This is a genomic window from Photorhabdus viridis (genome assembly GCF_040256935.1).
GTDB classification, from domain to species: Bacteria; Pseudomonadota; Gammaproteobacteria; order Enterobacterales; family Enterobacteriaceae; genus Photorhabdus; species Photorhabdus viridis.
On sequence record NZ_JBEJZY010000007.1, the window covers coordinates 49,356 to 74,693 of the forward strand.

27 protein-coding genes, 1 tRNA gene and 1 pseudogene are annotated in these 25,338 nt (G+C 43.0%); 12 read left to right on the forward strand and 17 right to left on the reverse strand.

Annotated features, from left to right (window positions below):
• Positions 1–241 precede the first annotated feature (241 nt).
• From ABR397_RS04180 to ABR397_RS04190, 3 genes and pseudogenes are all read left to right on the forward strand, one after another.
• A pseudogene (locus ABR397_RS04180) lies at positions 242–670 on the forward strand (DUF1281 family ferredoxin-like fold protein); the annotation flags it as partial.
• Between the two features lie 33 nt (positions 671–703).
• Positions 704–1,504, forward strand: a complete 801-nt coding sequence (locus ABR397_RS04185) for an N-6 DNA methylase (RefSeq protein WP_350304597.1) — start codon at positions 704–706, stop codon at positions 1,502–1,504.
• Positions 1,505–1,890: 386 nt separating this feature from the next.
• On the forward strand, positions 1,891–2,961 hold the full coding sequence (locus tag ABR397_RS04190) for a TraI domain-containing protein (RefSeq protein WP_350304666.1): 1,071 nt from the start codon (positions 1,891–1,893) through the stop codon (positions 2,959–2,961).
• Positions 2,962–3,341: 380 nt separating this feature from the next.
• Here ABR397_RS04190 and ABR397_RS04195 read toward each other — a convergent pair.
• The 4 genes from ABR397_RS04195 to mutY all read right to left on the reverse strand — a co-directional run bounded on the left by ABR397_RS04195 (position 3,342) and on the right by mutY (position 6,058).
• Positions 3,342–3,417, reverse strand: a tRNA-Phe gene (locus tag ABR397_RS04195).
• 160 nt (positions 3,418–3,577) lie between these two features.
• Entirely contained in the window at positions 3,578–4,651 is a 1,074-nt protein-coding gene (gene mltC / locus ABR397_RS04200) for a membrane-bound lytic murein transglycosylase MltC (RefSeq protein ID WP_350304598.1), read from the reverse strand.
• A 63-nt stretch (positions 4,652–4,714) separates the two neighbouring features.
• Positions 4,715–4,987 carry an oxidative damage protection protein gene (locus ABR397_RS04205; protein ID WP_021324405.1) on the reverse strand — a complete coding sequence of 91 codons (273 nt, stop codon included), beginning with the start codon at positions 4,985–4,987 and terminating at the stop codon, positions 4,715–4,717.
• Positions 4,988–5,017: 30 nt separating this feature from the next.
• Positions 5,018–6,058 carry an A/G-specific adenine glycosylase gene (gene mutY, locus ABR397_RS04210; RefSeq protein WP_350304599.1) on the reverse strand — a complete coding sequence of 347 codons (1,041 nt, stop codon included), beginning with the start codon at positions 6,056–6,058 and terminating at the stop codon, positions 5,018–5,020.
• Positions 6,059–6,299: 241 nt separating this feature from the next.
• Between mutY and trmB the strand changes: the two genes are divergently transcribed.
• From trmB to ABR397_RS04235, 5 genes are all read left to right on the forward strand, one after another.
• Positions 6,300–7,019 (forward strand): tRNA (guanosine(46)-N7)-methyltransferase TrmB, encoded by a 720-nt coding sequence (gene trmB, locus ABR397_RS04215; protein ID WP_350304600.1) that lies wholly within the window; start codon positions 6,300–6,302, stop codon positions 7,017–7,019.
• Positions 7,019–7,345 (forward strand): YggL family protein, encoded by a 327-nt coding sequence (locus ABR397_RS04220; RefSeq protein ID WP_350304601.1) that lies wholly within the window; start codon positions 7,019–7,021, stop codon positions 7,343–7,345. Before trmB ends, ABR397_RS04220 begins: the two co-directional genes overlap by 1 nt.
• Positions 7,346–7,425: 80 nt before the next feature.
• Positions 7,426–8,352, forward strand: a complete 927-nt coding sequence (glsB, locus tag ABR397_RS04225; protein WP_350304602.1) for a glutaminase B — start codon at positions 7,426–7,428, stop codon at positions 8,350–8,352.
• A 28-nt stretch (positions 8,353–8,380) separates the two neighbouring features.
• On the forward strand, positions 8,381–9,103 hold the full coding sequence (locus ABR397_RS04230) for a YggN family protein (protein ID WP_350304603.1): 723 nt from the start codon (positions 8,381–8,383) through the stop codon (positions 9,101–9,103).
• Positions 9,104–9,219: 116 nt separating this feature from the next.
• Positions 9,220–10,170, forward strand: a complete 951-nt coding sequence (locus ABR397_RS04235) for a siderophore ABC transporter substrate-binding protein (RefSeq protein ID WP_350304604.1) — start codon at positions 9,220–9,222, stop codon at positions 10,168–10,170.
• A 217-nt stretch (positions 10,171–10,387) separates the two neighbouring features.
• Here ABR397_RS04235 and ABR397_RS04240 read toward each other — a convergent pair whose 3' ends face one another.
• The 6 genes from ABR397_RS04240 to ABR397_RS04265 form a co-directional block, all read right to left on the reverse strand.
• Positions 10,388–11,050, reverse strand: a complete 663-nt coding sequence (locus ABR397_RS04240; RefSeq protein WP_350304605.1) for a hypothetical protein — start codon at positions 11,048–11,050, stop codon at positions 10,388–10,390.
• A 649-nt stretch (positions 11,051–11,699) separates the two neighbouring features.
• Positions 11,700–12,830, reverse strand: coding sequence for a radical SAM family heme chaperone HemW (hemW, locus tag ABR397_RS04245; protein ID WP_350304606.1), 1,131 nt, complete (start codon positions 12,828–12,830; stop codon positions 11,700–11,702).
• Complete coding sequence (locus ABR397_RS04250; protein WP_350304607.1) at positions 12,823–13,416, reverse strand: XTP/dITP diphosphatase; 594 nt, start codon at positions 13,414–13,416, stop codon at positions 12,823–12,825. Before ABR397_RS04250 ends, hemW begins: the two co-directional genes overlap by 8 nt.
• 26 nt (positions 13,417–13,442) lie before the next feature.
• Positions 13,443–13,991: a YggT family protein gene (locus ABR397_RS04255; protein ID WP_350304608.1), complete on the reverse strand. Its 549-nt coding sequence runs from the start codon at positions 13,989–13,991 to the stop codon at positions 13,443–13,445.
• Positions 13,992–14,009: 18 nt separating this feature from the next.
• On the reverse strand, positions 14,010–14,831 hold the full coding sequence (gene proC / locus ABR397_RS04260) for a pyrroline-5-carboxylate reductase (protein WP_350304609.1): 822 nt from the start codon (positions 14,829–14,831) through the stop codon (positions 14,010–14,012).
• Between the two features lie 25 nt (positions 14,832–14,856).
• Entirely contained in the window at positions 14,857–15,552 is a 696-nt protein-coding gene (locus tag ABR397_RS04265) for a YggS family pyridoxal phosphate-dependent enzyme (protein ID WP_350304610.1), read from the reverse strand.
• 21 nt (positions 15,553–15,573) lie between these two features.
• Between ABR397_RS04265 and ABR397_RS04270 the strand changes: the two genes are divergently transcribed.
• A complete protein-coding gene (locus ABR397_RS04270) occupies positions 15,574–16,593 on the forward strand; it encodes a type IV pilus twitching motility protein PilT (RefSeq protein WP_350304611.1) in 1,020 nt (339 codons plus the stop codon).
• 47 nt (positions 16,594–16,640) lie between these two features.
• Here the strand turns inward: ABR397_RS04270 and ruvX are convergent, their stop codons facing one another.
• From ruvX to rsmE, 4 genes are all read right to left on the reverse strand, one after another.
• A complete protein-coding gene (ruvX, locus tag ABR397_RS04275) occupies positions 16,641–17,060 on the reverse strand; it encodes a Holliday junction resolvase RuvX (protein ID WP_350304612.1) in 420 nt (139 codons plus the stop codon).
• A complete protein-coding gene (locus tag ABR397_RS04280) occupies positions 17,061–17,624 on the reverse strand; it encodes a YqgE/AlgH family protein (RefSeq protein ID WP_036849968.1) in 564 nt (187 codons plus the stop codon). It lies immediately after the preceding gene.
• A gap of 108 nt (positions 17,625–17,732) precedes the next feature.
• Positions 17,733–18,683 carry a glutathione synthase gene (gshB, locus tag ABR397_RS04285; protein WP_350304613.1) on the reverse strand — a complete coding sequence of 317 codons (951 nt, stop codon included), beginning with the start codon at positions 18,681–18,683 and terminating at the stop codon, positions 17,733–17,735.
• A 9-nt stretch (positions 18,684–18,692) separates the two neighbouring features.
• Positions 18,693–19,424, reverse strand: coding sequence for a 16S rRNA (uracil(1498)-N(3))-methyltransferase (rsmE, locus tag ABR397_RS04290; protein ID WP_350304614.1), 732 nt, complete (start codon positions 19,422–19,424; stop codon positions 18,693–18,695).
• Between the two features lie 308 nt (positions 19,425–19,732).
• On the opposite strand from rsmE, the gene ABR397_RS04295 reads away from it, so the two are divergent.
• On the forward strand, positions 19,733–20,398 hold the full coding sequence (locus ABR397_RS04295) for a prepilin peptidase (protein ID WP_350304615.1): 666 nt from the start codon (positions 19,733–19,735) through the stop codon (positions 20,396–20,398).
• 31 nt (positions 20,399–20,429) lie between these two features.
• Here ABR397_RS04295 and ABR397_RS04300 read toward each other — a convergent pair whose 3' ends face one another.
• Together ABR397_RS04300 and ABR397_RS04305 are read right to left on the reverse strand one after the other, a co-directional pair.
• Positions 20,430–21,071 (reverse strand): DsbA family protein, encoded by a 642-nt coding sequence (locus tag ABR397_RS04300; protein WP_350304616.1) that lies wholly within the window; start codon positions 21,069–21,071, stop codon positions 20,430–20,432.
• Positions 21,072–21,103: 32 nt separating this feature from the next.
• Positions 21,104–21,988 (reverse strand): MBL fold metallo-hydrolase, encoded by an 885-nt coding sequence (locus tag ABR397_RS04305; RefSeq protein ID WP_350304617.1) that lies wholly within the window; start codon positions 21,986–21,988, stop codon positions 21,104–21,106.
• A 106-nt stretch (positions 21,989–22,094) separates the two neighbouring features.
• On the opposite strand from ABR397_RS04305, the gene ABR397_RS04310 reads away from it, so the two are divergent.
• Entirely contained in the window at positions 22,095–23,009 is a 915-nt protein-coding gene (locus tag ABR397_RS04310) for a LysR family transcriptional regulator (protein ID WP_350304618.1), read from the forward strand.
• Here the strand turns inward: ABR397_RS04310 and ABR397_RS04315 are convergent.
• On the reverse strand, positions 22,992–23,927 hold the full coding sequence (locus tag ABR397_RS04315) for a LysR family transcriptional regulator (RefSeq protein WP_350304619.1): 936 nt from the start codon (positions 23,925–23,927) through the stop codon (positions 22,992–22,994). The genes ABR397_RS04310 and ABR397_RS04315 overlap by 18 nt on opposite strands.
• Positions 23,928–24,051: 124 nt before the next feature.
• Between ABR397_RS04315 and lysA the strand changes: the two genes are divergently transcribed.
• The gene (gene lysA / locus ABR397_RS04320; RefSeq protein ID WP_350304620.1) at positions 24,052–25,323 is read left to right on the forward strand and encodes a diaminopimelate decarboxylase; all 1,272 of its coding nucleotides are present in this window, start codon (positions 24,052–24,054) and stop codon (positions 25,321–25,323) included.
• Positions 25,324–25,338 lie beyond the last annotated feature (15 nt).

Sequence of the window (25,338 nt, forward strand, 5' to 3'; positions counted from 1 at the left end):
TACTGAGAGTATAGCTACAAACATATATTCGATTTCAGAGAGTCCCGATGATTATCCGCATTTTTTGCCCTCACTATTTCAATAGTTTGGAAAAGATGAATAGTTCACAAAGTTCACTCCTTTACAGGATATGGGGCCTTTCAGCCCATGTTATAACCTGTTACATCGGTCATCCGGTATTTTACTCACCCGATAAATGACTGAATGGTCACCGTGGATAACGTGTTGTGATACCCAATAAAGTGAAATCAATGGATTTTGCGGTGGATTATTAAGGGATCACGAAACGACTCATGAGTTGTATTTCCGATTGTACGATATGGCACGGCCGCGAGGTTATGACATAGCCTGGAAGTACAATGATGATGGTAGTCTGACCGGGAATTTTGATACAGCACCCTGGGAGCCAAGGTATGAAAAAATCATGGTGCCTTTATCCAGGCAATATCACTGCCATATTACCCATTATTTTGAGGATGTCTGTGGCTTTTGTGGTTACGACAAATACCAGAATGGGCAGTGGGAAGCTGGCAGCTTTGATGAACTGGAATTTGGTGAGGAAGACGGTATCCGTAAAGTGATCGGGCCGGCCTACATTCTCGGCAATATTTCATATGACGGATGTGAGTGCGCTGACAATGTTATCCCGCAGGGAAATTCCTTGTGGTGAATTGACATAAAAAACAGGTTCAGGTTTACCTGAGTGTCTGATAACGCTACTGCCGGCGGATATGACGTCGGCGATTTACCCATTGGGGGAATATGTCCTCTGAGGGGGCGTGTTCCCCCCTTTTCTCAGGAACACGTTTTGTCTGTATTGATTAATCACAAAAAAGCGTTTATGGCTTTATTGAATGAAACAGCGCGTTATCATCAGCGCGACCGGGTATTTGGTGATTTTGTGCAGTGTGCGGCAATCAGTCTGCATAATGCTGTTTGCCCGGACAGTGAGCTGGAGCAACAGTATTTGCAAATCATAAAACATTATAAACTGGAAGATGTGACGCGGTTGTCTCAACTGCTTGTGCATGTCATAACGGTATTGGAACGTGAACCCCACGATTTTCTTGGCGGCATTTTCATGGAGATGAATTTGGGTAGCAAGCACCTGAAACAATTCTTCACACCTTGGCATATTAGCCGGGTGATGGCAAACATGCAATTGAGTGACCTGCGACAATTTTTAGAGAAACACCCCTTTTTCACCTTGTACGAGCCTGCCTGTGGCGCGGGTTGTATGGTTATTGCGGTGGCGGAAGAATTGAAAACCTCAGGCTATGTCCCTGCCCGGCATATGTGGGTATCCTGCGTTGATATGGACGTCGTAGCCGCTTCCATGGCGTATATCCAGCTTTCTCTGTTGGGGATACCCGGGGAGGTGGTGGTAGGTAATGCGCTGACAAATGAACGTCATCGGGTCATGTATACCCCGGTACACTGGCTGGAAAACTGGCCGTGTCGTCTCAGGAAAAATCGTAAGCAGTATGAGGTGCAAACGGTTTGAGACACTGAATTAAGCCAATTCCGGCTCTTGAGCCGGAGTTTTTATCCAACAGGACGGAGATGAAAAGTAAATCGATTGAGGTTATTTTGTTTATCGCTGACACTTTTGGTTTGAATCAATAGTGCTTCCCAGATGCACCGGACACACTCTATTTTCCTCTTTAACCCTTTCTTGCATGATCCATTTTTGAATAAAATTCTTGCTTTTTGTATTTATCATGACTGATTCAACGAAAGAACCGGATACCCGCTTCGTTTACCCGTGATTGCATTGGAAACGTTTGAATTATTGCGTACGGTTTTCATTGATTAATTTTTATTCCCGGGAAAAGAGTTTTGCCTTGTCCCTGCCAGAGGATGTATTAGGGTTTTGGGAAAAAAGAGGAGATTAATCGTGTTCCGGCAGCACCGCAGGGACCTTATGCCCATCAGGGCGGCTTGATTGATGTGACTCTGCAATGTACTGTGTTTGCGGTACGTCTGGCGAAAGGGCAGATGTTACCGCCGGGGGTGATCCCTGAAACGCAGGCAGAGCAAAGTGTGATGTGGAACACGGTGGTGTTTTACGCTGCGTTATTTCATTTTTTACCTGTTTTAGCCCAGTTTGACGGGGAACTGGACGAAGGGCAACCCTGGTATCCTGGGTTGGCTGTGCCGCAGATGCCGTATCGTTTCCGGTTCAAAACTCCCCCAGTGGAGACGATGGTTGCCTGTCATTTCGGGGGGTTACTCGCCGGGCGGTTGTTGCCGGCTAAGGCGTTGACCTGGCTGGCGTCTATACCTGATGCCTTCTCTTCGCTGTTTTGTCTTCTCTCTGGTGAGATGAAGGAAGATGACGCGATAAGTCAGATAATCACAGAAGCCCTGAGTCAAGCCGGGGCGCCGGCAATATTCTCTGTCTCGGTTGCATCACCGCAAATTATTGCCTCAAAAAGTCCTGATGTTTCTGCTACGCCTTTATCAACAACAATGGACAGTGTTCTGCCCTCTCAGAGACGGCAGGAAGATAACACGATGACTGAAATTGTTTCATCAGCCGTAAGGTCTGTTGATGAGATCCTTTCTACTGTCATGACCGTCACGTCGGAGAAGGGGATGCCGCCGGATGGGGCAAAACTGAGTGATCCTCTGTTCTGTGTGAACTATTTTACCGCCAAAATAGACAGAGGAAGTGAAACCGACCAGTTACAGACGATAAAATCATTCTTTAGGCGCTTATCAAAAGAGTGTGGATTTGATGTGGGTCCACACCGTTTCCGGCATACCCTGGCAACTGAACTGATGAAAGCGCCTGATCGTAATTTGCAAATGGTGCGCGGATTACTGGGGCATCGCAGTATTGCCACGACGATGGAATATATTGATATCAATCTGGAGACTGCCGGGCGTGCGCTGGAGCGTGAATTAATGCTTTATATCGATGCTGAGCCAGAAAAAGGCGAAATGTTAATCGGATAAAAACAAAATCTCTTCGCTGTTGCCTGGACTTGTTTTTTCTGTACAAATTCCCTGTCGCAAGATGGGGAATTTTTTTAACTGATGTAATCTCTCATAATTGACCTTTTTCTGATCAATGAGGAAAGTTGAGTAACCAACATACAACATCGTGTTAATTAATTCATTGATTTTAGTGTGGATGGCTTGACAGTTGCAATAGAACTTGTAAGTATTGCGCTCAGACGAAAAAAGGACATCTGATTTCTCAGATATCCTGAATCTAGGACCTTTATACTTTATATCGAAGCTATGCAAGATTAAGTCAACTGTAACGATGCATTTAGGTCCCAGTATCGAACGCCCGTTGAGTTTTCTCATCTCCCAACAAGCGCACCTTGAATTGGTGCCCGGAGGCGGAATCGAACCACCGACACGAGGATTTTCAATCCTCTGCTCTACCGACTGAGCTATCCGGGCAACGGGGCGCATTAAACCGTATTCGTTAGGACCCGTCAATATATTTCTTTTGAAATAGTGATTTGTGCTTTGAAATTATTCGATTAGCTAAAAATATAGGCAAAAAAATAACGGAGAGTAGAAAAATGGCTCTCCGTTATTATGCTATCGCTCTAACGTTTTAATGATGGTAACTTTTCTGGGCAGTATTGACTTTCATCAGGTAGCGGCGTGATTCTGCTGATGGGTGTCTGGTTGTCAGAGTTTCATAAATATCACCCGGTACCATGCTGTTGATGATTTGAGCCGCTTTTTTCTTATCGCTGGAGAATACCCGTAATACACTGCCTGCACCGCCATTGTAAGCGGTTATCACCGCATAACGGCGGGAGGTTGCGTTAGTAATGCCACCCAGATAACTGTTTTGTAATATCGATAAGTATGCTGTACCGGCATCAATGTTATTTTCTGGATCAAACAGATAACTACGGCTCGGTTGTCCTGATTTGCCTTTCATCTTAAAGACATCACGGCCAGCGGTATGTTGTACAACCTGCATCAGTCCAAGTGCATCAGAGCGGCTGACGGCATATGGGTTAAAACTGGATTCTATTTGCATAATTGCCAGGATCAGGGATTCGTCTACTCCGTATTTAATGGAAGCCTGACGAATCAGTGGTAGATATTTATGAGCGCGTTTATCCAAATGGTTTGGTACCAGTTGCATGGTGACAGACCAGATGACATGTAAACCAGCTTGGCGTTTTTGTAATTTATTCGTCAGCAAATAATCTGCAAAATGTGCTGCCCGCCATTCCCAACGGATCGGCTGATCGTTATTGTCCATAACCTGCCCGTAAAGGAAGGGCTCTTTACTGATCTGAATGTCGTTAATATCAGAATAGAGATCGACAGAACCTGGATCGTCACCCATTAATAAGGTGGTGATAATGGCCTTGCGCAAATATGTTGTGGGGTCTGTCGGAGAAATGGTCTCAATAGTGATCGTGCCTGCCTCAAAATTGATATGGCTGCGGGTCTGGTATTGATCAGTATATTTAACGTAATCTTTTGGGCCTGCAATTAATACTTCGTGCAACCCCCAAATGTTTTCAATGTTGTGGGCAAATTGGCCCATCAAAATATCAAAACCATTGGTATCTTTTATATATTCTTCGTTGTATTTGGTATCTTTGGTATTGGTACAGGAAACGAGCAGTGGGGCAATAACAAACAGAGTTAACAGTTTTTTCATCTTACATTGCCATCTGGTGTTGAATACAACATCAGAGCCAGCGGCTCTGATGGAAGCTGAATATTATTTTTCTGGTGGAGTATATCCGTCAATTTGAATATCATGGCCTTCGAACAGAAATTTAGCCATTTCTTGTTCAAGCAATTTACGATCTTCCAGATTCATGGTATTAAGTTTTTTCTCATTGATTAGCATGGTTTGTTTACTCATCCACTGTCCCCACGCTTCTTTGGAAATTTCATTGAAAATGCGTTTGCCCAACTCTCCCGGATAAAGCTGAAAATCCAGCCCCTCGGCTTCACGTTGTAAGAAAGTACAAAAAACAGTTCTGCTCATAATAAATCCTCAAAATAGCGGGTATGGAATTCAGCTCAGTTGTTGCAACAGATATTCAACTGGTGCTGCTAGCCCAACAGTCGCGGGTTGCTGTAAGTTATACCAAAGTCCTCTATTTTCATCCATGCAGGCGGTAAAAGATAAAATATTTATTTTTATCGGCACAATATCCAGATGAAAATGGCTAAATGTGTGGCGGAATGCGTTTAGTTGCTCATGTTTGCTGTGAGAAATGCCGGATTGTTCCAGCCAGCTATTCAACAAATCCAGGCTTTCGAACTGAGGAAACGCGAATAATCCTCCCCAGATCCCCGTTGGTGGGCGCTGTTCCAGCCAGACCGTGTTGTCATTTTGCATCAACAGGAAATAAGCTGTTTTCTCAGGAATGCTCTGCTTAGGTTTTTTACCTGGGTATTTTGTCCAGCTATGGTTCGCATAGGCGATACACCCCTGATTTAATGGGCAGATTCCACATTTTGGCTTGCTGCGGGTGCAAACCATTGCCCCTAAATCCATCATTGCTTGATTAAAATATTCCACTTCTTTTGCTGGCGTTACATTGGCGCTGATTTGCCAGAGGTGACTTTCAACCTCTTTTTTACTTGGCCAACCTTCTACTGCGTAACAGCGGGCCAATACTCGCTTAACATTGCCATCAAGAATTGGGAAATGTTTACCCTGAGAAAGCGAAAGGATTGCACCGGCGGTTGAGCGGCCGACGCCAGGCAGGGCAACGACATCATCAAATGTTGTTGGGAATTCGTCATGATGTCGTTCCACAATCTGTTGCGCTGCTTTATGCAAATTACGGGCGCGGGCGTAGTAACCAAGACCGGTCCATAAATGAAGAACTTCATCAAGCGGTGCGGCGGCAAGTGAAGCGACATCAGGAAAACGCGAAATAAAGCGCTGAAAATAGGGAATGACTGTCACGACCTGGGTTTGTTGCAACATCACTTCTGAAAGCCAGACGTGATAAGACGTCTTTTCCAGTTGCCAGGGCAGGGTTTTACGACCGTAACGATGGTACCAATCTAGTACCATTTTGGAGAATTGTTTTGCTTCCATCATTGGGATAATTATCTTTAGGAAAAATCAGTGTTTCGTGAACAGGATTGCAACATAGTGTTACTTCGCTGTAAACCGGAACTTTGTTTTCACGGCACTGCGCAATCTGGGATTAACATTGTACTTGTCACTATTGGACTTGCTAAAATCGCCCATCTTTGGATAATGCGCTCTCTTTAGGTGGTTTGCCGGTAAAGCAGCCATAAGCGCCTGAATAAATGCCTTTAAAACTGACAGAAATATCATGATAAATAACGTAATTTCGCCGGAATTTGATGAAAATGGCAGGCCATTGCGCCGTGTTAGGAGTTTTGTTCGTCGTCAAGGCCGGTTAACTAATCGTCAGCAACAAGCACTTGATGATCTCTGGCCAAAAATGGGTGTTGAATATCAGGCGGAAAAGCTGGATATGGAGGCACTTTTTGGGCGTGAAGCCCCCATTGTATTGGAAATTGGTTTTGGCATGGGAGCATCTCTTGTCACTATGGCAAGCCAGAATCCCGAAAAAAACTTTCTTGGGATTGAAGTTCATGTACCTGGTGTTGGTGCTTGCTTGGCTTCTGCTGAAGGCGAGAATATCAGTAACTTGCGGGTGATGTGTCATGACGCTATTGAAGTGCTGGAGAATATGATCCCGGAGAACAGTTTGGAAATGGTACAGCTTTTCTTTCCAGATCCGTGGCATAAAGCGCGTCATAATAAACGCAGGATTGTCCAGCCGCCATTTGCTGAACTGATAAAAAGTAAGTTGAACGTGGGTGGTGTATTCCATATGGCGACTGATTGGCAGCCATATGCCGAACATATGTTGGAAGTGATGAATGGCGTAGATAATTACCTTAATTTGTCTGAGAATGGTGATTATGTTCCGCGTCCATCTTCACGCCCGGTAACGAAATTTGAATTGCGCGGTCAGCGGTTGGGGCATGGCGTGTGGGATATCATGTTTAAGAGGGTTAAGTAATGGCTAAAAACCGCAGTCGTCGTTTGCGTAAAAAGATGCATATTGATGAATTCAAAGAAATGGGTTTTTCTGTTAAATGGAGCTTCCCATCGAATACACCTATAGATGTTATTGACAGCACTGTGGATGCATTTATTGATGAGTTGATTGAATCTAATGGTTTAGCACTGGATGCCAGTGGTTACCTGCATTGGGAAGGTTTAATCTGCCTGCAAAAAGTTGGTATGTGTACAGAAGAGCACCGCCAATTAGTTGAGAAATGGCTGAGGGATCGCGGTATGGAAGATGTCATGACCTCTGAACTGTTTGATGTTTGGTGGGATTGAGTAACGTATCGCTGTAAAATAGCCTGAGTGAATAGCAACAGGGGCACCTTTAATAGGTGCCCCTGTCAGGAGTAAAGTCAGTGAGTACAACGTTCTCTAACACGTTATTGTCGGATATTTTACGACAAGTTCGCCCCCTGATAGGCCAAGGGAAAGTGGCAAATTATATTCCTGCACTGGCGGAGGTTCCCGCTGATAACCTGGCAATAGCTATCTGCACCATTGATGGGCAGATATTTCATGCCGGAGATGCTGAAAAGCGTTTTTCGATTCAGTCTATTTCTAAGATATTGAGCCTGACCTTAGCGATGACACGTTATCAGGAGCAGGAAATCTGGCAGCGGGTCGGACAGGAGCCTTCCGGTCAGCCATTTAATTCATTAGTTCAGTTAGAACTGGAAAAAGGTAAACCCCGTAACCCTTTTATTAACGCGGGGGCGTTAATTGTGTGTGACATGTTGCAGTCGCGGTTGAGTGCACCCAAGCAACGCATGCTGGAGGTTGTACGTCAACTTGCTGGTTGCTCTGATATCTGTTACGACAACAAAGTTGCTCGTTCTGAAATGGAACATTCTCACCGAAATGCGGCGATTGCCTATCTGATGAAATCTTTTGGTAATTTCGATAACGATGTGCTTGCTGTACTGCAAACTTATTTCCATTATTGTGCTTTGAAAATGAACTGTATTGAACTTGCCAGGTGTTTCATTTATTTGGCGAATCAGGGGAGTACGATAGGTTCTCAACAACAGATTTTAAGTCCACGTCAGGCCAGGCAGATTAATGCGCTGATGATGACCTGTGGTATGTATGATGGTTCAGGTGAATTTGCATTCAGAATTGGTATGCCAGGAAAATCGGGCGTTGGCGGTGGTATCGTGTGTGTCGTGCCGGGAGAATTGACGGTTGCTGTTTGGTCGCCGGAATTGGATCGATCGGGGAACTCTTTAGCGGGTTGTGCTGCCTTAGAACTGTTAGCCGATCGTGTCGGGCGATCTGTTTTTTAACTCTCAGGTGGTTTTCTTAGGAGAAAATATGTTACGCAAAACTATCATTGCTATATCTTTGCTATTTGTTGCTCAGGCCCAGGCAGGTTATGAATGCCAGGTAAATCCACAGAATGACATTATTATTACTTCTCAATCAGTTCAGGTTGTGGGAGCAAGCGGCAATCTCCAGATTTCACTTGATGGTTCAGTTATCCGTGATGGTAAGAATCTGCACTTAAATACGGAACAGCGTCGGAAAGCGCAATATTATCAGCGAGCTTTGCGGCAGGATTTACCTTGGATTCAACAAGAAACCAGCAAACATCTGATAACTGCCCGTAAATCTTTGGACAAAGTGGTGGTAGATACTATGGGTAAAGACAGTAATATGCGTAACCGGCTGTCTGATCTTGAATCAGGGCTTAATAAACAGATAAACCGAATTATTGAAACCCGCTCAGATGGTATAGCATTTCATCATCAGGCGATTAAGCAGGTTGAAAAAGAGAGCCGTAGCTTAATTGAACAGAGCCTTGGTGGAGTATTACAGGACAGCATTAATGAGATTGGCAATAAACAATTCAGTTTGAATGGTGATAATAATCAGGCATTGCAATCTTTGCTTGGCAGTTTAGGTGGGTTGCAGAATAATTTGAAAGCTGAATGGAAAACTCAGGAAGAAGATTTCCAGCGTTTTGGTAAAGAGGTTTGTGGTAAAGTCAGCGGCCTTGAACAACAACGAATTGAATTACTGAATTCTATTAAGTAATTCCCAATAATTGCAAATAAGAATCAATTTCAAATTGATTCTTATTTATATTGACATATTTTTCCTGCCACCTAGAATGCAGATTGTTACTAATATCCTTTCTTGGAGCGCGGTATATGAAGAAGATAATTCCTGTCGTCCTGGCTTCGTTATTTGTTGTTGCAAGCCATTCCGCATTTAGTCAGACATCTGCTGTATTCACTCCAAATGCTGTTGCCTCCCTAGTTGGAGATAGGATCACAGTGAAACATCTTTCTGGTGAAACGGATGTCAAAAGGAATCCTCAGAAAGTTGTTTTATTTGATTTCGGTACTTATGATTCATTAGCTAAATTAGGCTTGTCAGATCGGGTTATTGCATTACCTACTGGTAATACGCCTGAATATCTCCGCAATAATTTGCCTAAAGAGGTAAAAAATGCAGGTGGTATAAAAGAGCCGAATTTGGAAGAATTAGCACAAATTAAACCTGATCTGATCGTTATCACCGCCCGCCAAGGGCTTTTCTATGAACGTTTGTCAAAAATAGCGCCAACCATTAATCTGGGAACTGATAGTAAAAATTATCTGGTTTCAGTTGAAAGTAACTTGAAGTTATTAGGTGAGTTGTTTAGTAAGCAAAATGAAGTGAAAGAGCAGATTATTGAATTGGAAAAAACAATTGTTAAAGCTCAGGATAAAGCTAAAGCTTCGGGTGCTAAGGTTTTAGTATTATTGCATAACGCAGATAAATTAATGCTGAATAACCAGAGCGTCGTGTTTAATGTGGTTAAAGCGCAGAAAGCGGAAGTGCCTATTCCAGTTGGTGAGGATAAAACCAAACGCATTATGGTGACTTCCGATATGATTGCTCAGGCTAATCCAGATGTGATTCTCATTATTGATCGCGGCGAAGCAATTGGTGCCGGTAAACTTGATAAAGCGAAATTTGAAGATGATAAAGTAAAATCTACTTCTGCATATAAGAATAGCAAAATTACTTATCTGAAATCTGATCTGTGGTATTTATCTGGTGGTGGTTTGGAAAGTTTAACAGCACAAATTAAAGCTGTTGAGGATGCCATTTAATCATGCCGTTTTTTCTATAGTTGAATTTAAGCAGTGATTGAAGTTTTATAATATGTTGTTTTATAGCCTATCCCAGTAGCCTTCATGGGATAGGCTGTTAGTTTGATAGTTAATATTACCGGTGATTGTTAGGTTTAATTCTGGATGTTTATATTGGGAGGAACTTATAATAAATAATAAGTTCCTTCATAGTTAAATAAGATTACAAATAAAGGTTTTATGAACAAACATGAACTGCGTTTGCCGCATCAATCCCCAATGTAGCTATAGCCGCACCAGCCAGAGCTAGTTCTGCAATAAATGCGGCTCCATCTGTAGCAAACCATATAGTTAATTGTGCTGCTGCGGTTACCCCAGTAATTACCCAGTCATACCAATGCATTGAGTCCTTTAATGCCTTGATTATTCCAGAAAAACCTACAGCATTCTTAATTTCAGAAATTAATGACCAAATAATCTTCGCTTTATCAAGAAGAGAAGTCGCATTTTTAAAGTCTTCGATTGTAGCAAGTAATCCACGTAGAGTATCCTGGCCTAACTCTTTTAATAATGCGCGTGTGGCTGCACGAGTTTCAGCTTCATTTATACCTAAAAATTGGAATACAAGACCAAAAGCATCAGCAACAACCGTACCAATTGCAAGAATACATGGAGATACACCTGCGTATTCAATTGGCTTTAATTCTCTATCAATGCGAAGATGAGTTAGGTTATTAAGGAATAATCTCTTGTGAGCATCATTTACAACTATGTCAAGGCTGATATTTGATTTTTGATAATCGGAAAGTTGATCATAAAAGTCTTTATAATACGGAGTCAGTGCTTTAGCCAGCTCTTCTTTGGATAAAGTATATAACATTTCTTTATTTTCAATATTCATTTTTTATACCAATTCAAGTTAAGAGTGATTTTTGAGAGTGATTGTGCTTGTTAATAAAAATATAACAAAGAGAAAATTAAATATAGTCGCATTTGAAGTAATTTAAGTGATATTATTGTGCTGTAATTCACATATATTAAGAAATTATGAATTTAATTTTATGGAAAATGTATTTTTTGATTTTTTCAAGTTGAAATTAATGTGTTTCTTAATGATAAATATTAACTATTATCTACATGGACAAATATATTTGTAGGGAAAGTTAATAAATGTTATTTTATTTGTTTTTTACATGGTGGGTTTTTATTGTTGATAATTGAACTATTATTTTAATGTTAACGCTTTAATTGAACTGTAACTTATATGTTATTTAATTTGTGATTATTCATAGTTATTCTCGTCATTTTGATAAAAATGATGTGTTATCAACTTACCTAACCGTTGGGGACCGGAGGTTTTTTGGGGTGTTATCTTATTATCTTTATTGATTGAGACACTGAGCATTCAGTTGTTATCGTCTAACGGGGAGCCCCTACTGAAGTTCAGTAAGGGGCAATGTATTATGAATAAACTCGAAACCAGTGCCGGTATCGAGTTTATGCACAAGATGATATTTGTGGAACGGAATTTTTCGAAGGCAATTTTTGCATTAAATAAACAGTTCCAATAATGAATTCAGGAACAATTTCCCTTTCTGCGTAATTTGCCAATGTGTTGCTGTTTCAGAGAGATAACCCGCGGCTAAGGCTTGATCAATTTGATTGCGGATTGAACTTTCCGATAATCCGGTGAAATCACTGAAATCTTGTTTTGGCATGGCTTCCAGTAAACGGAACCGGTTCATAAAAAATTCAAATGGCCGATCTTCATTTTCTACCTGATACTGTTTATCCAGATAGCGTCCTTGCATATATCCGCGAGGATGTTTGGTTTTTACTGTACGCAGAATACGGCCATCTTCAAAGGTGATTTTTCCATGAGCGCCACAGCCAATACCAAGATAATCGCCAAAACGCCAGTAGTTGAGATTATGCTGGCATTGATAGCCTGGTTTGGCATAAGCAGAAGTTTCGTATTGCTGATAACCTGCTGCTGTCAGCAATTGATGCCCTTGTGAAAAAATATCCCACAAAGCATCATCGTCAGGCAGAACCGGAGGACGGGAACCAAAGCTGGTATTCGGCTCAATAGTCAGTTGATACCACGAAAGGTGCGGTGGTGATAACGCAATTGCCTGACGCAAGTCATCCAGTGCTTCATCAAGGCTTTGGTTTGGCAAACCATGCATCAAATCCAGATTAAAACTGCGTAGCTCTAGGCTGGCAGCTAAATGTGCAGCCCGTTTGGCTTCATCCGGCCCGTGAATACGGCCAAGGCGTACCAGTTTATCCGGGCTGAAACTCTGGACGCCAATGGATATTCGGTTAATGCCGGCTTGCTGATAACCACTGAAACGGTCGGTTTCCACTGTCCCCGGGTTGGCTTCCATAGTAATTTCAGCTTGCGGCGATACTGGCAGGAGAGTACGAACACCATCCAGTAATTGTTGCATCCCTTGTGAACTGAGCAGGCTGGGGGTCCCACCACCAATAAAGATGGTGGTGATTTCCCGGCCGTTGACCATTGGCAGATCCGCTTTCAGATCTGCTAATAAATGGCCGACATATTCCTGATGTGGAACATCACCTTTCAATGCATGTGAGTTGAAATCACAGTAAGGACACTTTTGTACACACCACGGAATATGGATATAAAGACTCAGTGGTGGAAGCTTAAGCATTACGCAGAGTATCCAACATCATTTTCAGTGCTTGACCTCGGTGTGAAACAGCATTTTTTTGTTCACCACTTAACTCAGCCGCAGTACAGCCTAATTCCGGTACGTAGAAGATGGGATCGTAACCAAACCCGCCATTACCGGCAGGTTCACGGGCAATAATCCCCGGCCAGCGCCCATGAAATACCAGAGGCGTCGGATCTGTTGCGTGGCGCATATAAACCAGTACACAGTTAAACTGAGCCTGACGTTGATCATCAGGAATATCTTTCATCGTATCCAACAGTTTTGCCAGATTTTGCTGATCGGTAGCATTTTCATCCGCATAACGGGCTGAATAGATGCCAGGAGCGCCGCCAAGGATATCTACGGATAAACCGGAATCATCAGCAATCGCTGGCAGGCCGGTAATTTGTGCCGCGTGACGAGCTTTAAGAATGGCATTTTCAATAAATGTCAGGCCAGTTTCTTCGGCGGAATCTACGCCTAATTCAGTTTGAGCAACGATATCCAGACCAAAATCAGCCAGTAATTGCGCCAGTTCACGAACTTTTCCGGGATTGCCGGTTGCCAGAACAACTTTTTGCATTATTTTGAACCCAATTTAATTCTTATTTATTGTATCAGCCATGAGAGAACATCAGCGCGGAGATAGTTCAGCGCGTAGAGGATCAAAATGACGAGCATTGCGGAGAAATCAAGGCCACCCATTGCCGGGATAATACGGCGGATAGGCGCCATCAGTGGTTCTGTCAGTTGCATCAGAGCGTAGTCAATCGGATTGCGGCCCTGGCTTATCCAGCTTAACAGAGCACGCGCCAGCACCAGCCAAAATACTAGCTTGCCTGCGGCTGTCAGCAGTTCAATTAACCCTATAGGGATGAAAAGTGTGAGGAAGGTAAACGCTCCGGTACTGAACCAGAGTTGCATGGTTAATTTAAGCAGTACCAGAGCATAGGCTATAACAATGGAAGCGGTATCAAGCGGACCAATAGCCGGGAGCACACGGCGCAGTGGCCGAACGACCGGCTGAGTAATTTTCACGACAAACTGGGCAAATGGGTTGTAAAAATCACAACGGGCCCATTGCATCCATACTCGAAGTAATAAAACAACGATGTATAAATCCAGAACGGTGAACAGAATAAAAGTTAAAAATTGCATTTAGCAGCCTTGATAAAATTAAAATTGTTTTTCTATTTCCTGTGCGCGGCGAATAGCTGCCTGCATGGCACTGGATACGATTTCCGGCAATTTGCCTTCATAAAAAATGCGCAATGCTTCCGCAGTGGTACCGCCTTTAGATGTTACCTGCTCGCGCAGGGTTGCAAAAGGGAGATCTGCATTTGATGCGGCCAGCGCCGCAGAACCAGTTGCTGTTTGCAAAACGATTTCACGGGCTGTTTCACTGTCAAAACCTAGGCGTTCTGCCTCCTGTTGCATTGATTCCATAAACAGGAAGAAATAAGCGGGGGCGCTACTTGCTGTGGCGATAATATCATTAATGACGCTTTCATCTTTTACCCAGTGGGTTTTACCGACGCTGTTCATCAATGCTTGAGTGAAATCACGGTCAGACTGACTGATTTGCTCAGGTGCGAATAATCCACTCAACCCGTGACCGACTAATGCTGGGGTGTTTGGCATGATACGGATAATGTTGAGCTTGTCCTGTAATAAAACTTTAAAGCGTGCAACAGAAATTCCTGTTGCGATAGACAAAACCAATTTATTACTGAAATCCACCTGCTCTTTTAGCGGCTGGCAGACATCTGCCATCACTTGCGGTTTTACCGCCATAACAACAACATCAGCTTCCTGGGCGCAGCGGATATTATCACTGCTGCTGTTGACGCCATACTCTTTTGCCAGTACATCGCGGTGAGCATTGCCTGGAGCGCAGACATTAATCAGTTCAGCAGGGTAGCCTTCTTTTACCAATCCGGCAATGATGGCGTGAGCCATATTACCTGCACCAATAAAAGTAATTTTACGTTTTTCCATTAAATACCTCGTAGCATTGATATGGTTAATTGTGATATTGACGTGCACCGAAAATTGCCGTTCCGATCCGCACTAATGTGGAACCACAATTAATGGCGGCAACCATATCATCAGTCATCCCCATTGAAAGGGTATCTATTTGAGAATATTGAGTTTTCAGGTTAAAGAAAGCCTGTTCCATTTGCTTGAAAACCACCAACTGGCGTTCATAGTCGGGCTCCGGTGCAGGGATAGCCATTAAACCACGCAGCTTCACATTCGGCAGTTTGCTTACTTCGGCTGCCAGAGTGGGGAGTTCAGCAAGTTGAATACCTGATTTGCTCTGTTCATCACTGATATTTATTTGAATAAGAATATTCAGCGGTTCCATTCCCTCTGGGCGTTGTTCGCTCAAACGCTGTGCTATTTTCAGGCGGTCAACCGTATGGCACCAGTTAAAATTTTCTGCCACCAGACGACTTTTATTAGACTGTAACGGACCGATAAAGTGCCATATCAAATCATTACGATTTGCAAAATAAGCAATTTTTTCTACCCCTTCCTGTACGTAATTCTCACCAAACTGGCGCTGACCGGCAACGATTGCTTTTTCGATATCTTCCACAGGTTTAGTTTTACTGACTGCAAGCAGAGTAATTTCTTCTGGAGAGCGTTCGCATTTCTGTGCGGCAACAGCGATATGGGTCCTGACATCTTGTAAGTTTTGTTCAATATTGTTCATAGTGACTCAGGAGATTAAAAAATGAATATGGATAAGCTAGTGGCCCTTAGTGTAAAGCATAATGCTTCTGATCTGCATCTTTGTGTTGGGCAAGCTCCTGTATTACGTATAAATGGTGTGCTTTATTCACAAACTCAACTGCCATCTGTAAATAATACTTTGTTGGAAGAGTGGAGCAGGCAGTTTTTATCAGAAAATCAGTTAAGACAGCTATTAATTTGTGGGCATGTGGATTTCGCGATGGAGACAGAAAACCACCAACGATTGAGAGGCAACATTTTTCGCCAGCAATCGGGGTTGTCAGTCGTTCTACGATTAATTAGCTCTCAGTGCCCAACTCTGGAACAGCTAAAAGCACCTGAAATTATCAGGGAAATGATTTTACGGGAAGAAAGTGGATTGATTCTGGTGACCGGCGCGACAGGCAGCGGGAAATCGACAACCTTAACCGCCATTGTGGATATGCTGAACAGTCATTGTTGTCAGCACATTATTACATTGGAAGATCCTGTGGAATTTATTCACCATAGCCGCAATTGTTTGATACAACAACGACAAATCGGATTGGATTCCTCTAGCTATCAGGAAGCGCTGGAAGGTGCTCTTCGGCAGGATCCTGATGTATTGTTGTTGGGTGAGCTACGGGATAAGGAGACAATACGTCTGGCACTAACTGCGGCAGAAACAGGGCATTTGGTATTTTCAACTTTGCATACCAGAGGTGCAGTACAGGCAATTGATCGGCTGGTGGATATATTTTCGGCGGAAGAAAAAGGATGGGTATGCAGTCAGCTTGCAGGGAGTTTGAAAGCTGTGATAGCGCAGCAATTGGTTTCTGCACAGGATGGAGGACGGATCGCTGTGTATGAAGTGTTGGTGGTTAATCAGGCGGTCAGTCATCTGATACGGGAAGGCAAAAATCATCAAATAACAACGCTTATGCAGACCGGTGCTGCCAGTGGGATGCAAACTTATGAGCAAGGCTGGCAGCAGCGTAAATTACAGGGATTATTGGCAGAGCAGACGGAGGTTAACAGTTAATCGCTGTTGTTAGTTTAGTTGATCCGCAGTTATTGTTAGTTGATAGCTTAATAGTGCTGCTCGAACCAGCTTTCCAGAATAATAACAGCGGATGCAGCATCGACTTTACCTTTATCTAACGCTTTGTAGCCTCCACGGTCAAACAGATGAGCGCGGGCTTCAACCGTTGTCAGGCGTTCATCCTGGAGTTCAATTTGCACACCAAACCGGCCATGAAGCCGGTTTGCAAATTTACGTGCCTGTGTTGTTACAAGTTGCTCAGTGCCATCCATATTGAGGGGAAGGCCAACAATAACTAGATCTGGCTGCCACTCTTTAAGTAATTTTTCGATTTGCTGCCAATTGGGGATACCATCTGTGGCTTTAAACGAGGTCAATGCTCTGGCGGTACCCGTAATTTCCTGCCCGATAGCCGCGCCAATACTGCGGGTACCAAAATCGAAAGCCATTATTGTGCGATTACCCATCTATGCATGTCCTGCCTGTGGAGCAATATTATAGATATTGATGCCAAGCAAAGATGCGGCTTCACGCCAGCGATCTGCAATAGGGGAGTTGAAAATAATATGTGGATCAGCGTTTGCGGTTAGCCAGCTATTTTCCATTATCTCTTTTTCAAGTTGCCCCTTTTCCCAACTTGCATACCCCAGCGTGACCAATATCTGTTTTGGTTGGCGTGGCGTGCCTAGGGTTTCAAGTACATCTTTGGATGTGGTAATCATTGTGTCATCGGAAATTTTGATACTTGAACTGAAACCTGGTTGTGGTGTATGCAATATAAAACCATGATCTTCAGCAAGCGGGCCGCCTGTCATGACCGGTTTGTTTAGGCTGATACTTTCATCCCGATCTTCTGGTGAGATTTTCAGTTTTTGTAGAACTTTCCGAACAGAGATTTGTTCTATTGGTTTATTTATCACCAATCCCATTGCTCCGTTTTCGTTGTGTTCACAAACGTAAACAACTGAGCGTTTGAAGTAGGAATCAGATAATGTGGGCATGGCGATAAGAAAATGGTGCTGTAGATTCATTTTGTTTTTGGTAATTAACCTGGCTATTTAAGGATTATTTAGCCCACAGTATGTGGGCTAAAAGTGCAAATGACAAACCTTGACAGGAAAATTAACGAAAAGAGCTTTTTATTTCTCCAATCGTTTTTCAATCGCATTCATCAACATGCCGGTTATTGAAATATCAGGGAAAGCTGCCTCTATCTCGCGTGCACAGGTTGGGCTGGTGACATTAATTTCGGTCAATCTGTCACCGATAATGTCCAGTCCAACAAAAATTAACCCTTTTTCTTTTAACGTTGGCGCAACAGCTCTGGCTATAGCCCAGTCACTTTCTGAAAGCGGGCGCGCTTCACCACGACCGCCGGCAGCAAGGTTACCACGGGTTTCACCCTGGGCTGGAATGCGGGCCAGACAATAAGGGACAGGTTCACCATCGACAATTAATATCCGTTTGTCGCCTTCTTTTATAGAAGGTAAGAAATTTTGTGCCATGCAGAAGCGATTGCCGTGTTCTGTCAGGGTTTCAATAATTACGCCGACATTTGGGTCATCTTTTTTCAGGCGGAATATAGATGCGCCACCCATGCCATCCAATGGTTTAAAGATGACATCACCGTGTTTTTGATGGAATGTACGCAGGTGAGCAGCATTGCGGGTGACTAATGTGTCCGGTGTTAAATCAGGGAACCAGGCTGTGAAGAGTTTTTCGTTACAATCGCGCAGGCTTTGTGGCTTATTGACGATAAGTGTGCCTTTCTCTTCCGCGCGCTCCAGAATATAGGTGGCGTAAATGTACTCAGTATCAAATGGAGGGTCTTTACGCATTAGGATAACATCCAGTGTTTCCAGTGCCAGATCTTGTTCTCTATCGAATTGATACCATTGCTGTGGATTGTTTTCTACTTGCAATAGGCGGGTACGTGCGTGAGCTTTTCCTTGGTGCAGATAGAGATCGCTCATCTCCATATAATGAAGTTCCCAGCCGCGGCGTTGCGCTTCCAACAGCATAGCAAAACTGGTGTCTTTCTTGATTTTGATGGATGAAATGGGATCCATCACTATTCCGAGTTTGATCATTCTTTCTCCTTAACCCAAATCTCCGAAACGCACTTGTAATGCAGTAATTGCAGTAAGCGCTGTCGTTTCTGTTCTTAAGACACGTGGTCCTAACAGGATATCAGTAAATTGGTAATTAGCTGTCATAGCAATTTCATCTATTGATAAGCCTCCTTCCGGACCAATCAGTAAGCGTACTTTTTCCACAGGTAAAGGCAGGGTGTTGATGCTTTGGCTGGCGCGTGGATGTAAATTTAATTTTAAGCTGCCATCATTTTCTGCACACCAGTGTTCAAGTTGCATCACCGGACGAATTTCAGGTATGCGATTACGGCAACATTGCTCACAGGCAGCAATGGCAATTTTTTGCCATTGCTGAAGTTTTTTAGCCAGCCGTTCTCCATCTAGTTTGACGCCGCAGCGTTCAGAAATTAAAGGTGTAATAACATTCACCCCTAACTCGACAGATTTTTGAATGGTAAATTCCATTTTCTCTCCGCGGGATATGACTTGCCCCAGATGCAGATTAAGTGGTGATTCGTTATCGGCAAGCTCACTATTGTTGATGTGCGCTTTGACAGATTTCTTATTGGCTTCGGTAATTTCAGCATTGAAGATCTGATTACTGCCATCAAACAGTTGTAACTGTTGACCGTTACTCATTCTGAGTACACGCCCGACATGGTTGGCTGCCTCATCACTCAAATAAATTTCAGTGTCGGATGAGAGTAATTCCGGGTGATAAATGCGGGGTATACGCATGTTTTTCTTTCCTTCCAGCGGGGTATAGCTATACATAAGGCAATAAATAATGGTGTTATGATAAGGTAGGCTCAAGCCAATTATCAAGTTATCTCTGATACCGGTTTTTATCTCTGAATAAATGTTGCGAGTCTGCTCGCAGATTTATCTCTTATTTGAATGTTTTATATTTATTTTGTTGTTTTAGAGCGGATTTTATTATTATATTGTTGTGTCGAAAATATAATGGGAATTGATTTTATTCTTTAATTAAGATGTTTCAATGTAATTGATTGAAATTAAAGTGATTTCATTTGACTGGCGTTAATATGATGATTATTATTCTGGCTGTTTCTATTGGAATGGCGGCGGGGATCACTTTAAATAAAGTGATATCTGTATTTCCTGAGGTTATTTATGGATATGAGAAAATATCTTTTGGTTATTTCCAGGTTGAATTAGTTACACTGTTTATAACTGCTTTTTTTGTTATTTATCTTCCATTGGGATTTCATTTATATGTTGTTTTAATATTTATTTGGATGCTGATTATACTTTCTTTTATTGATATAAAAATTCAATTATTGCCAGATATAATAAATTATCCACTTTTATGGTTAGGGTTATTATTGAATTTAAATCAAACTTTTGTGCCTATTGAACAATCTGTCATAGGCGCGGTTGCTGGTTATTTGATTTTGTGGTCGCTCTATTGGTTGTTCAAAATTCTCAATCACAAAGAGGGGATAGGGTATGGTGATTTTAAGTTAATGGCGGCGGTTAGTGCCTGGTTGGGTGTTGGCGCAATTCCTTTATTAATGTTCCTATCCTCACTGTTTGGCATTATTGGGTGTTTATGGGTGTGGAAAACACGGAAAAATTATTGGGCGCCTGTTGCTTTTGGTCCATATATCGCCATTTCTGCGGTCATAATGGTTTATTTGAACTTACAGGGCATTGATGGGTTTGGTGGATGGCGCCCGATAGCTGAATAAGGTATGGGCGCCAGTAGTCACAGTTGTGGTATTAAAACTGAGAGTGAATCAGAGCATCTTGCCAACGTTTTGGTTGTCCCAGATATTTATCAAGAGAAATGACAGATAGCTCGTTTCTGTCATTTTCCTGAATAAAGGTAGGGAAACCGGAGCCGCCAACTTTTGCCAATAGTTCACGGCTGTTCCTGATGTGTTGGAGACTTTCTGATTCATTATTCAGTGCCAGCTCTTTCTGGAACTGTTCTGAATCAAGCTGTAATTCATTTGCTAAATTCAATAATGTTTCAGTTTCGCTGATTTTTAATCCACGAACATAATGCGCTTTTTGTACTGCCAGTAACATTTCGACACCTTTACCAGACAACTGTTCTGCTGCAAGGATGGCTGATATTGGTGGTAATGAATCCATCATCAGTGATTTATCGTTTAACAGTGCGACATATTGTTCACTGAAAACTTGCCCGGTCAGGCTTGCGATCCGTTTATCCTGACTAAGGATATAATCACGCCATGCGCTGTCTATTTGGCGTTTGTTATCTCCAGTTAGCATTCCGCCGCCATGCAATTTAATTTTCACATTTGTGGCCTCTTGCGCCGCTTGTATTAGAGCGGAAACGCCATAACACCAGCCACATAGGGGATCATAGATATAGTGCAGAGTCATTCCGGGCATATTTACTTATTCCTGAAAAAGAGTTAATTGGCTTATTGAGGCCACTTCATTTCGCCTTTCAGCACTTTGGCGCTCAGTTCGAGGCTGGATTTGTCTCCAAGTTTTGGATAATATTTTTCCATTGCGGCTATCAGCGCTTTTGAATCTTTCGCTTTTGGTAATTCTTTCTCAAAAGTAGTTAGGTATTTTTGAGTGAACTTGACCGATTGCAATGTCATTGGTGCGTTACCAATGAAATGCCCCGGCACCACAATGGTAGGTTTCAGTTTTTTGATACGATCCAACGTTTGCATCCAATTCTTGCGGGATTCTTTAGTCTGTGTATCTGCCATCCAGACATGAATGTTGCCTGAAACGGTGACGCCACCGACTACCGCTTTCAGTTTTGGTATCCAAACGAAAGTGCGATCAGCCGCAGGGCCATCAAGACCTACAACGATCAGCTTTTCACCATCAACCGTAAAAGTGTTACCTTCCAGCGGCTGCGGCACGATAACTTTTTTGGGTGCCTGTTCTTTCAGGACACCTCCCCAATGAGCCAATTTGCCGTCTTTGGTTTGGTTGATTGCTTTAATTGTTTCTGGTGATGCAATGACTTTTGCGTTAGGGAACGCTTTGGTCAGTGTATCAAGGCCAAAATAGAAATCAGGATCAGACTGACTGATGTAGATAGTTGTCAGTTTTTTGCCGGTATACTTAATTCTTCTGGCCAGTGCTTCAGCGTCATTTTTTTGGAACTGAGCATCGATCAGTACAACTTCTCTATCACCGATGATGAGCTCAGAAGAGACGGGAAATACGCTTCTTTCACCTGGATTGAAAATATCCAGTTTTAGGCTAGTGGCTTGTGCCAGAGAAGTAGTACCCAAGGAAAGGATACCTGCTAGCGCAATATTTAATGTTGTTTTGCGAGTCATGATTGAATTCCTGATGTTGTGTGTAGCAAGGTTCATAATAAGTTGCGTTTTTCGATGAAAAAACCGCATAATTGGCAATTATTTGTTGCATAAATCGAGCTAATTGATGGATAGAGTCACTGCTGCGCAAGTGTTCACTATAATTGTAGAACAAGGCAGCATGATTGCCGCATCGGAACGGTTAGATATGTCGCGGGCAATGGTGTCGCGCTATTTGGCTGAAATGGAGAAATGGGCGGGAGTACGCTTGTTACATCGCACAACCAGAAAGATCAGCCTGACATCAGCGGGAGAGATCGCCTATCAGCGCAGCTGTAAGCTGTTGCAATTGGCGGAAGAGATACCGGTCCATCAGCCAGTCGCTGCCCAGGAGCTCAGTGGTCTTTTGCGGATAAGCAGTTCTCAATCTCTGGCAATGAGCGCACTGTCTGTAGCTATTCCTGAGTTTATGCAAATTTATCCTCAGATAGCTATTGATATGCAGATGAGTAATAAGGCAATCAACCTAGTTGAAGAGCGGGTAGATTTGGCGTTACGGATCACGAATAATCTGGAACCGAATTTGATTGCCAGACCGTTATCGACTTGCCACTCTGTTGTTTGTACAGCTCCTTCCTATCTGGCAGGAAAAATTATCCCTCATAAGCCCGCTGATCTGGCATTGCATAACTGTATGACTTATAACTTCTTTGGTAAAAGTCTTTGGTTGTTTGAACGTCAGGGGGAAAAATATTCTGTTCCTGTTAGCGGCACTTTGAGCGCCAATGAATCCATTGTCTTAATGGAAGCAACATTGCAAGGTGCGGGGATCGCTATGCAACCTTATTATTCTGTTGCTTCTCATCTGGCATCAGGAAAACTGATTCAGTTGTTGCCGGAATATCAACCTCAGGCTATGGGTATTTATGGTATTTATGCCAGTCGTCAAAATATGCCGGCAACGCTCAGGGCATTACTGGATTTTTTGGTGAAATGGTTTGCTTCTTCTCCGTACTGGCAAAAGTTAATGCTGAAAAGCTGACTTCAATTTCTGAGGAAACAGGGCAATTTGTGCTTTCAGGTGTTCAATAAAAGTATCGACTGGGGCGGAAGAAGGGCGGTGAATGGGTTTGATCAGACTGACAGTAAAAGGAATGTTAATACTAAACGGGCGGGCGCATATTTCAGTTTCGCCGTGGTGGTCCAGATAATCAAGCACGGTCAGTGGGTTGACAATAGAAACGCCGATGCCTTCCCGTACCATTGCACATACTGATGCGGCACTGTGGGTTTCCATAATCATGCGGCGGTTAATATGGTGCTCGGCGAAGATTCCATCAATAAGTTGACGGTAGCTGTCTGTTATCGAAAGGCTGATAAAATTTTGTCCACTGAAATCTTCTGGAATTAGTAATGATTTATGACTGAGCGGATGAGCGACAGGCAATACACAAATTTCATTCAGTGTGATCAGTGTTTCTCTTTGTGTGCCAGGTGGTGTTTGCAAATGTTCGGTCAGGCCAAGGTCATGACGTTGAGCTGAGAGCCACTCTTCCAATAGCGGTGATTCCTGTGGAATGATGGTTAAATTAGCCTCAGGATATTGGCGGGTGAAGTTATGACAAACTTTAGGTAATAAGGATTGTGAAAATACCGGCAGGCAGGTAATAGAAAGTTGAGCGTGTTGAAATTTACGGATACTGTCAGCCGCATTCATTATTCTTTCAAGCCCATAATAAGAGCGTTGAACTTCTTCAAAAAGGCGTAATCCTTGGGCTGTCGGATGCAGGCGACCTTTTACCCGGTCAAACAGTTTGAATTTTATCAGATGCTCGAATCGTGCTAATTCACGGCTGACCGTCGGTTGTGAAGTTTGTAATAAAACCGCCGCTTCTGTCAGATTTTTTGCCGTCATTACCGCATGGAATATTTCAATATGGCGCCATGAACAAGCCGGCATAAATAGCTCCTTTAGTTGATAACTCTATATCACAGATGAATAGACTATAGCGAAATAGATATTTTTATTCCTGTTTTTTACTGCCAATAATGGGTTATCTGCTGATTTTGTGAGAGAAACCCTGATGAACACCTTTATCCGCAATAGTCATTCTGGTCTGATACCCGAAAATTTGAGCTGTCTGCCAGAAACTTATGGCGCTCCGTTGTGGGTTTATGATAGCGAAACGATTATCCAAAGAATCAGGATGTTACATCAGTTTGATGTGATTCGGTTTGCGCAGAAAGCTTGCTCTAATACTCATATTTTGCGTCTTATGCGTGAATATGGTGTGAAAGTTGATGCAGTTTCACTGGGTGAAATTGAGCGTGCTTTGCGGGCTGGTTTTTGTCCAGGTCAAGAAATGGCAGAAATCGTTTTTACTGCTGATTTGATAGATGTGCCAACGCTTAAACAGGTAACCGAACTGGATATTCCAGTGAATGCGGGCTCTATTGATATGTTGGAGCAGATTGGTCAATGTAAAAAAGGGCATCCGGTATGGTTGCGGATTAACCCTGGGTTTGGTCATGGTCATAGCCAGAAAACGAATACTGGTGGTGAAAACAGCAAACATGGTATTTGGTATCAGGATCTCCCACTGGCAATTGAGAAAATACGGCACTATGGATTGAAATTGCTTGGTTTGCATATGCATATTGGCTCTGGTGTTGATTATCAACACCTTGCGAGTGTGTGCGATGCTATGGTTGAACAAGTTATTCTCTGCGGTGAAGATATTCAGGCAATTTCAGCCGGTGGTGGTTTATCTACGCCTTATCGGCAGGGAGATGAACAGATCGATATCGCTCACTATTTTGGGTTGTGGGATGATGCCCGTAAAAGAATTGAGCAACATTTAGGTCATAGCGTTGAGCTGGAAATTGAACCAGGAAGATTTTTGGTTGCAGAATCCGGCATTTTGATGACAGAAGTTCGGGCTGTTAAACAGATGGGTAGCCGTCATTATGTGCTGGTGGATGCGGGATTCAATGACTTAATGCGTCCGGCAATGTATGGCAGTTATCACCATATTTCGGTTTTGCCTGCTGATGGGCGCCAGCTTGAACAATTTCCATTGCAGGAAACATTAGTCGCAGGTCCGTTATGTGAATCAGGCGATATTTTCACACAGGTAGAGGGTGGTGGGATTGCGCCAAGAATGTTGCCACCTGTTCAGGTTGGCGATTATCTAGTTTTTCATGATACCGGTGCTTATGGTGCGTCAATGTCTTCTAATTACAATAGTCGTCCGCTTATCTCCGAAGTGCTGTTTATTAATGGTAAACCTCAATTGATTCGCCGTCGTCAAACGATTGAAGAGTTATTAGCATTGGAAGAGATATCCTTGTCATAAAATACGGGACGATAC